Raw genomic sequence first — 14,086 nt, forward strand, 5'->3', positions numbered from 1 at the left:
GGCCGAGCCTCAGAAGCCGTGGAAGCTGTGACTCAGTCCTCAGCCTTCGCGTCAGGCAGAGGGCGTGTCCACGGCTCCGCCGAAGCGACGGTCGCGGCGGGCGTACTCTTCGATCGCCGCCCACAGGGTGCGCCTGTCGACGTCGGGCCACAGCACATCCTGGAAGACCATCTCGGCATAGGCTGACTGCCAGAGCAGGAAGTTCGAGGTCCGCTGCTCCCCCGACGACCGCATGAACAGGTCGACGTCGGGCACGATGGGTGCGTAGAGGCGGGAGCGGACGGTCTTCTCCGAGACCTTGCCGGGTTTGAGCTTCCCGGCGGCCACCTCGGCGGTGATCTCATTGATCGCGTCGACGATCTCGGAGCGTCCACCGTAGTTCACGCAGAACTGGAGCACGAGACCGGTGTTGTTCTTCGTCATCTCCGCGGCGCTCTCGAGTTCGTCGATGACCGAACGCCACAGCCGTCCGCGCCGGCCGGACCACACGATCCGCACGCCCATGGCGTTGAGCTCATCGCGACGGCGGCGGATGACGTCACGGTTGAACCCCATGAGGAAGCGCACCTCTTCGGGTGAGCGCTTCCAGTTCTCCGTCGAGAACGCATACGCCGACAGATAGTCCACGCCGACCTCGATCGCGCCGTGGATGACGTCGAGCAGCGAAGCTTCCCCGGCTCTGTGCCCTTCCGTGCGCGGCAGCCCCCGCTGATTCGCCCACCGACCGTTGCCGTCCATGACGATCGCGACGTGCCGGGGCACGAACTTCGCGTCGATGCGCGGAGGTCTCGCTCCGCTGGGGTGGGCCGGTGGTGCGGGGTAGCTCATGTGCTCTCCAGAATTCTCAGTGATCGGATATTGCGCTCGAGGTGCCAGGACACCCAGTCCGAGACCAGCTTCGACCCGTCGATCTGATCGTGCAGGTCGGAGGCCTCGGCACGCTCCCAGTCGCCGGACAGGAGCGCGGCCATATGCTCGAGCGCATCGGTGTCGGGCAGTGCCGCACCGGAGGGGCGACAGTTCGTGCACACGGCCCCGCCCAAGGCTGCGGAGAACGCGCGGTGGGGTCCGGGGTTCCCGCACTGGGCGCAGTCCAGCAGGCTCGGTGCCCACCCGGCCACGGACATCGCGCGCAGCAGGTACGCATCGAGGGACAGCCTCGGCGGGTGTTCGCGGTTGCACAGCGAGCGGATGGCAGAGACGAGGAGGAGGAAATGCGTGCGGGACTGGGGTTCGGCTTCGGTGATGCTGCGCGCCGTTTCGGCCATCACCGAGGCGGCCGAATAGACATCGAAGTCCGTGGCGATTCCGCGGGCGAAGGGTTCGACGAGTTCGACCTGGGTGACGATGTCGAGGCTGCGCCCGACATGGCATTGCAGGTCGACGAGCATAAAGGGTTCGAGGCGGGAGCCGAACCGCGATTTCGTCCGGCGTACCCCCTTCGCGACGGCGCGGACGAGGCCGTGGCTGCGAGTGAGCACGGTGACGATGCGGTCGGCTTCGCCGAGCTTGTGCCCCTGGAGCACGATGCCTTCATCACGATAGTTGTGCACCCGCCCATTATCGCTGAAGCGCGGCGGGGAATCACCCCGCCGCGCTTAAGCGACTGCTGTGAGATCGACCGCGCAGCCTCAGCTCTGGCGGTCGCGAGCCGCACGGTTGACGGCCGAGACGACGGCCTTGAGCGAGGCCTTCGTGATGTTCGGGTGCAGACCGGCGCCCCAGACGACGCGGTCTTCGACGGCGAGTTCGACATAGGCTGCGGCGTTGGTGTCAGCGCCGGAGCCGATGGCGTGCTCGGAGTAGTCCTGGAGTCGCACGTCGACGTCGAACTGGTCGATGAGGATCTTCACCAGCGCGTCGATCGGTCCGTTGCCGCGCCCTTCGTAGGTGCGTTCCTGACCGTCGACGATGAGGTCGACCTCGATGCGCTCCGCCGATGAGCCGCCACCGTCGACATTGCCCGATTCCGTGCGCAGACCGACGATCTGGAAGCGGCCCCATGCTTTCTCTGGGTCGTCGGCGGGCAGGTATTCGTAGTTGAAGATGCGGCGGATCTCCTCGGCGGTGACCTCGCCGCCGGCTTCGGTGTGCTGCTGCACGGCGCGGGAGAATTCGACCTGCATCCGACGCGGCAGGTCGAGTCCGTACTCGCTCTTGAGCAGGTAGGTCACTCCGCCCTTGCCGGACTGCGAGTTCACGCGGATGATCGCCTCGTAGCTGCGGCCGAGGTCCTTCGGGTCGACCGGCAGGTAGGGCATGTCCCATTCCATGAGGTCGACGGGGGTGCCCTGGGCGTTCGCCTTCTTCTCACGGTCGGCGAAGGCCTTGTTGATCGCGTCCTGGTGCGAGCCCGAGAACGAGGTGAAGACGAGGTCGCCGCCGTAGGGGTGACGTTCGTGGACACCGATCTGGTTGCACTCGGTGACGGTGTGGATGACCTCGTCGATATCGGAGAAGTCGAGCTCCGGGTCGATGCCCTGCGTGTACAGGTTGAGAGCGACGGTGACGAGATCGAGATTGCCGGTGCGCTCACCGTTGCCGAACAGGCAGCCTTCGATGCGGTCGGCGCCGGCCATCATTCCCATCTCCGCAGCGGCCACGCCGGTGCCCCGGTCGTTGTGCGGGTGCAGGGACACGGCCACTTCGTCGCGGTAGGGCATATTGCGGCAGAACCATTCGATCTGGTCCGCGTAGGTGTTCGGTGTGCCGCGTTCGACCGTGGCCGGCAGGTTGACGACGGTCTCGCGGCCGGCTGCCGGCTGCCACATGTCGAGGACGCTGCCGACGATGTCGAGGGCGAACTCGGGTTCGGTGTCGACGAAGATCTCCGGCGAATACTGGTAGCCGAAGTCCGCGTCGGACAGCAGAGTCTCGGCGTGCTTCATCACGGCCTGGGTGCCCTGCAATGCGATATCGCGAGTCTGGTCGAAGCCGTCTCCGTCGAAGCCGAAGACGACCTTGCGGAAGACCGGCGCGGTTGCGTTGTAGAGGTGCACGGTGGGCATCTTCGCGCCGACGAGGGATTCGACAGTGCGTTCGATGAGGTCCTCACGAGCCTGCGTGAGCACGGAGATCCGGACGTCATCGGGAATCGCGTCCTGTTCGATGATCTCGCGGACGAAGTCAAAGTCGACCTGGCTGGCGGCCGGGAATCCGACCTCGATCTCCTTGAAGCCGAGCTTGACAAGCAGATCGAACATCTTGCGTTTGCGGTCCGGGGTCATCGGATCGATGAGCGCTTGGTTGCCGTCGCGCAGGTCGGTGCTCAGCCAGCGAGGCGCCTTGCTGATGATCTGGTCGGGCCAGGTGCGATCGCGCATATCCAGCGCGATGCGGTCCTGGAACGACTTATACTTGCCGAACGGCATGGGAGAAGGCTTCTGCAGTTTCATTGTTCCTCTAACTTAAGTTTCTCAGCGCTTGACCAGCATACGAGGACTCCGCGACGAGCGTGCTGTCCGTTCAGGACTCGTCGCGGCAAGGAAGGAGGAGGAACCTATGAGCCACACGATCACCGTAGTCCCCCTTCCGCGATCCGTCCGAATCCCGTCCACATCCTAAGATCGCCGAGGCGGCTCCCGGCTCCTACTTGAGGAAGTCGACCGAGGCGCGGCGGACGTTGAATCCGACTCCGGTGTCGTCGGATTTGCAGGTCATGCCCTCTTCGCTGGAGGTGCAGGTCATCCCCGCCGCGGAGATCGAATCCCCGTAGCCGAGGACACGTGCCGGGCCGTTGCTCTCGGGAGCCTCGACGCAGGAGAAGCCTGAGCCTTCCTTGTTCGCCACGACGATGGAGCCCCAGTCGTCGAGCTTGCAGTCGTCGGGCTTCTCCGGTGGTGAGTACTCGTAGTCCTTGATCACGCAGCGCACTCGTTCGGAGTCGATGGTGCAGGCGATATTCCCCGACGGGGATGTGAAGGTCTCTTCGGCGACGGGAGCCTTCGAGCTGCCCGAATCGGACGGCTCGGGATCATCGGTCTGACCGATCGACGGTTCGTCCGTGGGTCCGACTGTGGTGGTGTCGTCACCCTGGGTGGAGTCCCAGACGATATAGCCGACGATGCCGAGGGCAAGGATGAGCGCGATGGCAGCGAGCACCCACAGCCACGCGGGGACCTTCTTCGTATCATTTCGCCGACCATAGGGGTCGTGCGGGCCGCCGGGATTCCCCGGTCCGCCGGGTCCTCCCGGTCCTCCTGGTCCGCCGGGTCCTCCGGGTCCTCCGGGACCGGCAGGTCCGCCCGGCGCATAGCCGGCGGCATAGGCACCGCTGTAGGCGGGAGCGTGGCCCGCCTGCCCGTATCCGGGCCCCGCGGGGCGACCGGTGCCGGGCTGAGCGTGATCGGGTCCCGCCGGCGACTGCACCGGCCCGGCAGCCTGCGGCTGAGATGCTGCGGCATGACCGGAAGCACCGAACTCTCCGCCCCACTGCCCCTGGTGCGGCTGAGGATCTCCCTGATGCGGGTGTGATTCGGGCTGCTGCGAATGCGGCTCGGCCCGGTGCGCGTCCGCAGGCGCCGGCTGCGAGCCGGGCAGCGGGTTCCACTGCTTCGGAGCCGAGGGAGCCTCCGCAGCGGCGATATCGTCGGAGTTCACCTTGCGCGGCGCGGCCGGCAGCCCTCCCGTCTGATATCCATCGGCGGCGGCCAGTCCGCGCAGCTCTTCGAGGCTGAGCACCTCGGTGGCATCGGTGCCGTCGGATTCGACCATCGACCGCAGCCTCTGCAGTTCTGCGGGAGTGAGTGCTTGGGTGGAGCCATCAGCGGCCGCGGACTCATCCTCGCCGATGAACAACTGGGTTGTGATCGACTCCGGAGACTCCTCGGCCGGCTTCCGACGCCCGGGGCGCGGAGGATGGTTCGGCACAGGTGGAATGCTCATGGTGTCATTTTCGCATAGTCGCTACCGGCGAGTTCTCATGCTTCGTGAGATGATGACCTCATGTCCGATGGAGTCCTCCGGCGCGCGGGAGTACCCGCGCTTCTCGCCTGCGCTCTGCTGGTGACCGCCTGCGGGGCCGATGCCGACGACGGCCCGGACGATCCCTCGGCGGTCGAGTCCGCCGGTTTCGCCGCTCCGGCACAGCAGACGAGCTTCGGTGATTTCGCAGCCCCGGCCCAGGACTCCCCCACCGGCGCCGACTCGGATTCGACTGCATCCGATCAGCCCGCCACCGAGGCGACCGGACCGGTCCACCCCGTCCCTGTCCCCGGTCTGGCGAAGGAGTTCACCGACCAGATCCCGGCAGAGACCTCGCAGGTCCTCGTCGCGACCTCGCCGACAGCCGCTTCGGAGAAGTCGAGCCTGAGCTTCTATGAGTTCACGGACAGGAAATGGAAGAAGCTCAAGACCTTCGACACCCACAACGGCTCCAAAGGATGGCTGAAGGATCGCCGCGAGGGCGATAAGACCACCCCGATCGGAGTGTTCACACTCAGCGACGCGGGCGGTTTCAAGGCGAACCCGGGCACCGACCTGCCGTACACCCAAGATAATCGTCTGCCCTCCTCGGCGACGGTGGCCTATGGGGCGGACTACGAATCGGTCTTCGACTACATCATCGCCATCGACTACAACCGCAGGCCCGGCACTCCGCCGACGGACAAGACCCGACCGATGGGCTGGGACAAGGGCGGCGGAATCTGGCTGCACCTCGACCACGATTCCGGCACGAACGGCTGCGTCACCCTCGACGAGGCGGACCTCAAGTGGATCATGCGCACCATCGATCCGGACGCTAACCCGCGCATCGCCATGGGGCCGGCACCCGAAGTCAAGAAATAGCAGAGCCGAAGAAGCAGAAGAGCAGGAACCCGTGCGCCGTCTCATCCTCTCCCTCGTCCAGTCGATCAACGGATCCTTCGCCGAGAACGGCTGGTCGACCGGGGTGTCCACGGACGCCGACTTCCGGCGCTTCCTCGCCCTGCGACGCAGCGCGAACGCGATCATCGTCGACCGCCGCACCGCGCTGAATCCGCAGCTGCCCGTCATCAACGCCGCAGGCAAAACGCTGCAGCACACCCCCGTGCACGTGCTCACCGAGTCCGATCCGACCGCACTGCAGAGCGAGCTCGACGCCCGCGGCCTCGACTATCGTGCCCAGCACTTCACAGCAAAAACGATCACCGAGGTGGCTGCCTCGCTACCGACGGCACCCTCCCCCGAATCGGTACCGACCGATGAGTCGGTGCTGCTGTGCGAATCCGGTCCGAATCTCGCGTTCCGGCTGCTCGAGCACTATCCGGGCGCGGAACTGCATCTGAGCGTGAGTCCTTGCTATATCCGCACTCCCGGCAGCCACTTCTCCGGGCTCGAGGCCGAGATCGATCTGCGCCTCATCGATGTGCGCACCGAGGACGACCAGGTCTTCCTCCGCTACACCCGCGCCTGAGTCGAAGCAGTCAGCCGGCAGAGGTCCCAGCGTTCGCGTGGATCTCGGTGCTCACCTCGAAGCGATCGGGTGAGTCAAGGATCGCGGTGATCCCGTCGGCCACCTCGGTGAGTTGGACGGTTTCGACTCCCCCGGACAGATCATTGCGATCATCGCCGCCGATCGGAGCCATGATCCGCAGTTCGCGGAAGGCCACACTCGTCGATTCCGCTGCGGCGACTTCGATGAGCATCTTCTGCGCGGCGCCGAAGACGCTGATCGCCCCTGACCCGGCCAGCGCTTCGACGCTGGCGACGCCGTTGAGCGCCAGGTGGACGATTCCCCGGATCGCGCTCGTCCGGTCGGTGGCCAGGGACTGCGAGATCGCACAGGCTGTGAAGTGCCCGCGCAGGTATGAGTCATAGTCCGCATCGAACTTCTCCAGACCTCGGTCGAGCACCGGTTCGTCGATGTACCACCCGCCGATGGCGGCGATGACGGCATCGACCGGCGGCAGGTCTCTGGAGGCGAGCGCCGAGGTGACCGCCTCCGGCTCGTCCAACCAGTCCGGCACAGTCACCGGTTCGTACGCCGTCTCCGTGTCCGGAGTGCGGCGGACGATGCCGGTGATTCTGTGCTGCGGACTGAGCTGCTGGGCGAGCCCGGTGCCGACGTGACCGGAGGCGCCGAAGAGGAGGATGTGCATGAGGCGAGTCTATGTCCCCTGCGTTCGGTCAGGTGAGATAGACCTTGACGCCCTGACTCTTCGTGTAGGTCATGTACCCGTGCTCGAAGTTCTGACGGATCTTGCCCGCCGAGGAGAACTGGTCCGTCTTCGGCAGTCCGAGCTTGCTGCGTTCCCAGCCGAGGGACTTCCACTTCTTGAGCATCTCGCCGCGCATCGGCTGTCCCTTCGTCGCCGACGACCACGTGATCATCCCGTTCTCGTAGTTCTGGTAGTAGGCGCTCTTGCGGTATTTGAAGGTCTTCTCATCGCTGCTGGGGTAGCCGAGGAAGCCCTTGGTGTATCCGGCGCGCTTGTACCCGTTGCGGATTCCGCCCTTGTTCAGGTGCGCCCCTGTCTTCGACGACCAGTACACGGTGCCCTTGGCGAAGCGCTGATAGGCGCCGTTCGGATTGGACAGCTTCCCTTCGAGGCTGCGGGCCTCGCCCGTCTGCGCTGAGTGCGACCGGTAGTACGTGCCGATGGCTCCCTTCACCGGATAACCACCGACATCGGACTGCATCGACTTCGCACCGGACCGGATCGATCCGAGTCGGGAGTAGAAGGCATTTCCCGGGCAGGCGGTGTAGCTCGTGTCCCGGTGGCCGGAGACCACATTGAGGCTGACCTTCCTGCCTTCGGGATACCGGCTCGTGCTTCCTCCGCCGGAGGTGAGCGTCATCTTTCCCGTCGGGTTGAAGGCGTACTGGTTGGCCTTCCACGCGATGAGCCGCTTGACCGAATTCTGGGCTGCCGTGCTCGGCGCGGACCCTGTGTAGGTGCCCAGCACGCTGATGCCGATCGTGTACGAGTTGTATCCGGAGGCGTGGGCTCCGGTCACAGACAGATCGATGCTGTCGGCACGGCCCTCGTAGATGGTTCCGTATTTGTCGACGAGGAAGTTGTACCCGAGGTCGCACCAGCCTCGTTCTTTCGTGTGGTACGCGAGGTAGCCGCGGATGATGCCCGGGGCCTGTGCCTTCGTATAGGAGTTCGATCCGGCGGTGTGGTGGATGAAGACGCCCTTCGAAGTCGACGTCTTGTCGGTGGTGCAGCGGACGAGCTTCTCGTCGGCGCCCCATTCGCGGCGGGTGACGATGTTCGCCCTCAGTTCGTGGTGGGACACCTGCGTTGTCGCCTTCTGTGCGGTGACCGAGGCGGACTTCTTCACTGCGGCCGCGTCGGCGCCGGTGACGGGGCTTGCGACGTTGGTCACTGCGAGGTCATTCGTGTCGGCGTTCTTCGCTGTCGCACGGATCTCCACCGAGGTGGAGTCGACCACGGGCACGGCTTCTGTCCGTCCTTCCTGAGCCGCTGCAGGGACCTGTTTGCCCTCAGCCGAGGAACGGTCAGGGCCGGCACCGTCGTCGGCCGGCAGGGTCTCCCACGAGGACCAGCCGCCGGAGTCGCGGTAGCGAAGTTCGAGACGTGGGTCGTCTCCCGTCCACTTGGCTCCGATGACATTGACTTCGGAGTCTTTGAGTTTGAGTGCTGTGACCTTTGCCGGAGTGGCCGAATACGTCTTCGTCGTCGATCCTGCGTTCCGGCTCACCTGGGGAGCGTCCGCGGAGTCCGCTGCCTTGGTCGCTGCAGGCTCCGTCGGTGTATCCGAATCGGATGATTCCTTCGTCGGCGCGTTAGTCGGCGCGGGCTGCGGCTGGCCCCCGCCGTCGAGTGACGGTGAGCACCGCAGCCAGTGCGGGGGTGACAAGTCGGATCGGTTTCATCGGGGCTGCTTCCTCTGCAGTCTGTCCGCCTTCTGGTTATCACGGACGCCAATGGGTTCGCGTCGCCGTCGACACTGCCTTGTCGGCGCCGCTGCGTCGCAGCACTCCTGCGACACTGATGCACAGATTAACGGCATTGCCAGTTTCTGTGAAGGTGACTCGCAAGTTCTATTCAGAATTTCACCTCCTTCGGACACGGCGATGTCACACTGCCCGCTCCGACTGCCCGGCCCACTCGCGCGATACGCTGGCACTCCACATTCCCCGCGTCCCCGTCGTCGAAGGACCCATATGGCTGATCGCCGCGAACTCACTCGACTCGAGGCAGTCCTCGACGCCTTCGCCGACCGCGTTCTCCCCCGCGTCCCCGCCGGGATGCGGGAGTTCCTCGCCTTCGGAATCAAACAGGCGTGGGCGTGTCTCTTCGGTGCTCTCATGCTCTTAGCGATCATCCTCACCGCTTGGCTCTACCCCGATGACGCGGCCATCGCCCGCAACGACTTCCTCGTCATCCTCGCCGTACTCATCCAGATCGGCATGCTCGTCGCTCGACTCGAGACCGGTCGCGAGCTCATCGTCATCATCGTCTTCCACATCGTCGGCACCGGAATGGAGATCTTCAAGACCGCCGTGGGTTCATGGAACTACGCCCCCGGCGGGGTCCTCCACATCGGCGCAGTACCGCTGTTCACCGGGTTCATGTACGCCGCCGTCGGCTCCTATATCGTCCGCGTGTACCGTCTCTTCGACTTGCGGTTCAGCCATTACCCGCCGAGGTGGCTGACCGTGATCATCGCCGCCGCCATCTACCTCAACTTCTTCACCCACCACTTCATCGTCGACCTCCGACTGCTCCTCGTCTTGGCCACCGTCGTCGTCTTCTTCCGCTGCCGCATGTACTTCCATATCCATCGCAGGACACTGACGATGCCCGTGCTGCTGGCCTTCCTCCTCGTCGCCTTCTTCATCTGGGTGGCCGAGAACATCGGGACCGCGGCCGGTGCCTGGCTGTATCCGAGTCAGGACGACGGCTGGCACCTGGTGCCGCTGACGAAGCTGGTGGCCTGGTTCCTGCTCATGATGATCTCCGTCGTCCTCGTGACCTTCGTCCACAGACCCAGGCCGCCTGAGGTCCACAGACCCGAGCCTCCTGACACCTATACTTGCTGAGAACCGAAACTTCCAGGACGGCCGAAGGAGACTCATGGCGGCACCCGATGCGCAGAATGAGAAGGAATCGAGCGCATTGCTCAAGGTGCTCCGCCCAACCAGCGGTCCCAACCTGTCGGTCAGTGCTCGTGTGCTGCTGCGCGTCATCGCCGGAGTCCTCGTCCTCGCCCTCATCCTCGCCCTCGTCGGACTGTTCCTCGTCCGTCGCTCCTTCCCGACCACCGACGGCGAGATCTCGCTGCCGGGGCTCGACGCGCCGGTCACCGTCCACCGTGACGAATCGGGTGTTCCCACCATCGAGGCCGAAACCGCCCACGACCTGTTCCTGGCTCAGGGGTTCGTCCACGCTCAGGACCGGTTCTGGGAGATGGACTTCCGCCGACACGTCACCTCGGGACGACTCTCCGAACTCTTCGGCAAATCCCAGCTGGGCACCGACACCTTCATCCGCACGCTCGGCTGGCGGAAGGTCGCCGAGCAGGAGGTGAAGAAGCTCGACAAGACGAGTCTGGGCTACTACGAGGCCTACGCGGACGGCGTCAACGCCTATCTCAAGGACAAATCCCCCACCGAGCTGTCCCTCGAATACGCCGTCCTCGGCCTCGAGACCGGCAGCACCGAGGTCGAGAAATGGACTCCGGTCGACAGCGTCGCCTGGCTCAAGGCCATGGCATGGGATCTGCGATCGAACCTCGAAGACGAGATCGACCGGTCGATCCTCGGCACGGAGCTCACCGACGAGCAGATGAGCGACCTCTATCCGGATTACCCATATGCCACGCGTCCGACGATCCTCGGCGGCAGAGCCGGCGACAAGGCACCGAAGGACCGCAGCGGCGACGACGTCGAGCAGAAGCCGCGAGTCGACGACCGTGCACGGGAGGACGATGAGGCACATGCCGGAGGCACCGTCACCGAGGCACCCCGAACAGGGAACACCGACACCGAGGCGGCCGTCCCCACCGATGATCTCCTCGAACTGCGGAATACGCTCACATCGCTGCCGCCGACGCTGGGACAGAACAGCGACGATATCGGGTCGAACTCGTGGGTGATCTCCGGGGACCACACGAACACCGGTCGACCGCTGCTGTCCAATGACCCGCACCTCGCCCCGGCGATGCCCTCGGTCTGGTACCAGGTGGGACTGCGATGCAAGAAGGTCACCGATGCCTGCCCCTTCGACGTCACCGGTTTCTCCTTCTCCGGACTGCCGGGAGTCGTCATCGGCCACAACCAGTCGATCGCCTGGGGACTGACGAACCTCGGCGCAGATGTCACCGACCTCGTCGTGGAGAAGATCCGCGACGGGAAGGTCATCCACGACGACGGAGACGAACCGCTGCAGGTGCGCAAGGAGACGATCGAGGTCGCGGGCGAGGACCGACGCGAGATCACCATCCGCTCCACCCGCAACGGCCCACTCGTGTCGAAGCTCGACGGCACGTATCGCAAAGCACTCGATGCGACGACCGGGGCGGATTCGCACGACCCTAAGTCAGGACCGGCCGAGGAGCACTACGGTCTCGCCCTCGATTGGACGGCTCTGCGTCCGGGTACGACCGCCTCGGCGGTGTTCGCCATCAACAAGGCCACGAATTGGCAGGAGTTCCGGCACGCGGCGTCCCTGTTCGACGTGCCCTCCCAGAACCTCGTCTACGCCGATGTCGCCGGGAACATCGGCTATCAGGCCCCCGGAATGATCCCACGCCGAGGCAAGGCCGACGGCACCGTGCCCCGACGCGGGTGGAAATCCGACGAGGATTGGCAGGGCTGGGTCGATTTCGAGGATCTCCCACACCTGTACAACCCCGAACGCGGATGGATCGTCACCGCGAACAACCCGGTCGCCGTCCCCGGTGAGACAGTGCAGCTGGGTGAGGACTTCGACTACGGGGATCGCGCCCGCCGCATCACGAAACGCATCAAGGACGCGGTCGACGAGGGCCGGAAGCTGCGGCCGATGGACATGGCGGAGATCCAGAACGACGACCAGAATCCGTTCGCCGCGAAGCTCGTACCCGAAGCGGTGAAGATCCACTCCCATGGTGACGAGGACATCCTCGAGGCGAAGAAGCTGCTGAAGAGCTGGAACGGCTTCGACTCCGCGAACAGCGCGGGCGCCGCCTACTTCAATGTGCTCACGAAGACGCTGCTCGAGCAGACCATCAGCTCGAAGCTTCCCGACGGGGTGTCCCCCGCCGGCGGTTCACGGTGGTACCTCGTGCTCTCGGAACTGCTCGAAGACCCGGATTCCCAGTGGTGGTCGGGCAAGGGCGTCGAAGGTCGGGACGAGGCTCTGCGCAAGGCCATGAAGACGGCGTGGGCGGAGACGGAGGACCTGCTGGGACCGGAGCCCGTGACGTGGCGGTGGGGAATCCTGCACCGCCTGACGATCCGCAACGCCAGCCTCGGCGAATCCGGGATCACACCGGTGGAGAAGCTGTTCAACCGCGGCCCCTATGAGGTCTCCGGCGGTTCGGGCGTCGTCCATGCCACCGGGTGGGATGCCTCGGTCGGCTATGAGACGAACTGGGTGCCGTCGATGCGCCAGACGGTCGATCTGTCGAACTTCGACGCCTCGAACTGGATCAACCTCACGGGCGCGTCGGGGCATGCCTTCCACCCGCATTACGACGATCAGACGAACGATTGGGCCGCCAATGTCAATCGACCATGGCCGTACTCGAAGGAAGCCGTGGCTGCGGCGGCAGAGGACACACTCACTCTCGAGCCGTGAGAACGGGGTTTCAGTCCTTGGGCAGGATCTTCGCTTCGAGGAAGTTCGCGACATCGTCTTCCCAGCGCACCGGGTCGATGTTCCATTCCTTCGTGTGATGGGCCTTGCCGTATGACGGCATCGTGACCAGATCCCGTCTGACACCTGCCAGCGCATGGGAGGGGCCGGAGGGGACGAATTCGTCGTCATCGGAGTGGATGAGCAGAACCGGCACATCGAGTTCGGCGGCACGGGTCACCCAATCCATGCGATCGAGATCGAGCGGGGTCTCGAGCCCGGTGATCGGCCGCGCCCATGGCTGCGTGATCATCTCGAGCGTGAGTTTGGCGATCGGTGTCGGCAGCAGGTTCTTCTTCGCCTGCCCGTCGAGCACGTTCACCCAGTCGACGACGGGTCCGTCGAGGACCAGTGAGGTGACGAACCTGCGGTTGCGTCCGCGGGAGGCCGCCTGCAGGGCGATGGCTCCGCCCATCGACCAGCCGAAGAGCACGACGTTCTTCGCTCCGTGTTCGACCGCGAAGTCGATGGCGGCGTCGACGTCGATCCATTCGGTGTCGCCGAGCCCGTAGCGAGATGTGGTCTCCACCCGCACCTCGGCGTCGTTGCGGTAAGACATCGCGATCGAGGGCACCCCGAGGGTGTTGAGCACGGGAGCGGCGCGCAGTCCCTCGGCGCGGGTGCTGGCTCGGCCGTGGATGAGGATCGCCCAGGTGTCGTGGGGTTCCGGATGGTCGGTCGGCAGCAGCCACGCGGGCAGGTCACCGGCGTCGGAGCGAATCTCGATGTCGTCGAAATTCACTCCGGCAGCGATCGGATCAGGATAGACGACTCCGGTCCACCGTCCCCGCCAGGCCCGTCGGATATCGCCGCGGGTGACGGACAGGATCTCTCGGGAGACGGTGCGCGAGCGGGGATCGTACTCGACGATATCGCCGACGACGGCATGTCCCGAACCCTGGTTGAAGTAGAGACCATAGGTGCCGGGCACCGTGGTCTCCTCATCGGCGGGTAGCTGAATGCGCATATTCGGCGGAAAACCGTCGATGTGCAGGATGTCGAGTTCTTCCGGGGCGTTCTCCGGAACGATGATCTTGCGGGCGAAGTAGGCGGCCAGACCCGACGACGCCACAGAGATCAGGGCACCGAGTCCGGCGCCGACGCCGATACCGGCGGCGAGCAGGCGGGCGGGGAACTTCGTGTCGCGGACCATGAAAACCTCCTGTGTTCATTGTTGCCTACGGAATGATCAGGCACCAAACGCTGTTGTGCGGAATGAGCGAGTGTCACTCGCTGTTGCGCTCACCAGGGGCGGAGATCTTCTCCTCCTCGCCGCAATCACCGTCACTGACAGA

At 65.0% G+C, this 14,086-nt stretch carries 11 protein-coding genes; 4 read left to right on the forward strand and 7 right to left on the reverse strand.

The genetic code is table 11. The features are described 5' to 3' along the window. Window positions 1-51: 51 nt before the first annotated feature. From HK108_RS04225 to HK108_RS18635, 4 genes are all read right to left on the reverse strand, one after another. A complete protein-coding gene (locus HK108_RS04225) occupies window positions 52-828 on the reverse strand; it encodes an isoprenyl transferase (protein WP_181270588.1) in 777 nt (258 codons plus the stop codon). Further along, complete coding sequence (gene recO / locus HK108_RS04230) at window positions 825-1,553, reverse strand: DNA repair protein RecO (RefSeq protein WP_139469816.1); 729 nt, start codon at window positions 1,551-1,553, stop codon at window positions 825-827. Before recO ends, HK108_RS04225 begins: the two co-directional genes overlap by 4 nt. Window positions 1,554-1,631: 78 nt before the next feature. Further along, window positions 1,632-3,395 carry a 2-isopropylmalate synthase gene (gene leuA, locus HK108_RS04235; RefSeq protein ID WP_181270589.1) on the reverse strand — a complete coding sequence of 588 codons (1,764 nt, stop codon included), beginning with the start codon at window positions 3,393-3,395 and terminating at the stop codon, window positions 1,632-1,634. A gap of 193 nt (window positions 3,396-3,588) precedes the next feature. Continuing rightward, window positions 3,589-4,884, reverse strand: a complete 1,296-nt coding sequence (locus HK108_RS18635) for a DUF6636 domain-containing protein (RefSeq protein WP_219922136.1) — start codon at window positions 4,882-4,884, stop codon at window positions 3,589-3,591. A 60-nt stretch (window positions 4,885-4,944) separates the two neighbouring features. Here HK108_RS18635 and HK108_RS04245 point away from each other — a divergent pair, with 60 nt between their 5' ends. Both HK108_RS04245 and HK108_RS04250 read left to right on the forward strand, forming a co-directional pair. Further along, a complete protein-coding gene (locus HK108_RS04245; RefSeq protein WP_181270590.1) occupies window positions 4,945-5,787 on the forward strand; it encodes a L,D-transpeptidase family protein in 843 nt (280 codons plus the stop codon). A 31-nt stretch (window positions 5,788-5,818) separates the two neighbouring features. Continuing rightward, window positions 5,819-6,394: a hypothetical protein gene (locus tag HK108_RS04250; RefSeq protein WP_181270591.1), complete on the forward strand. Its 576-nt coding sequence runs from the start codon at window positions 5,819-5,821 to the stop codon at window positions 6,392-6,394. 10 nt (window positions 6,395-6,404) lie between these two features. Here the strand turns inward: HK108_RS04250 and HK108_RS04255 are convergent, their stop codons facing one another. Both HK108_RS04255 and HK108_RS04260 read right to left on the reverse strand, forming a co-directional pair. After that, entirely contained in the window at window positions 6,405-7,079 is a 675-nt protein-coding gene (locus HK108_RS04255; RefSeq protein ID WP_181270592.1) for an NAD(P)-dependent oxidoreductase, read from the reverse strand. Between the two features lie 28 nt (window positions 7,080-7,107). Further along, window positions 7,108-8,649, reverse strand: coding sequence for an N-acetylmuramoyl-L-alanine amidase (locus tag HK108_RS04260; protein WP_181270593.1), 1,542 nt, complete (start codon window positions 8,647-8,649; stop codon window positions 7,108-7,110). A gap of 466 nt (window positions 8,650-9,115) precedes the next feature. On the opposite strand from HK108_RS04260, the gene HK108_RS04265 reads away from it, so the two are divergent. Together HK108_RS04265 and HK108_RS04270 are read left to right on the forward strand one after the other, a co-directional pair. Further along, window positions 9,116-9,994, forward strand: coding sequence for a DUF817 domain-containing protein (locus HK108_RS04265; protein WP_181270594.1), 879 nt, complete (start codon window positions 9,116-9,118; stop codon window positions 9,992-9,994). A gap of 34 nt (window positions 9,995-10,028) precedes the next feature. Then, window positions 10,029-12,734, forward strand: coding sequence for a penicillin acylase family protein (locus tag HK108_RS04270; RefSeq protein WP_181270595.1), 2,706 nt, complete (start codon window positions 10,029-10,031; stop codon window positions 12,732-12,734). Between the two features lie 10 nt (window positions 12,735-12,744). On the opposite strand, the gene HK108_RS04275 is transcribed toward HK108_RS04270, so the two are convergent. After that, window positions 12,745-13,944, reverse strand: coding sequence for an alpha/beta hydrolase family protein (locus tag HK108_RS04275; protein WP_139469807.1), 1,200 nt, complete (start codon window positions 13,942-13,944; stop codon window positions 12,745-12,747). Between the last annotated feature and the right edge of the window lie 142 nt (window positions 13,945-14,086).

It is taken from the genome of Brevibacterium sediminis, from assembly GCF_013623905.1.
Taxonomy (GTDB): Bacteria; Actinomycetota; Actinomycetes; order Actinomycetales; family Brevibacteriaceae; genus Brevibacterium; species Brevibacterium sediminis.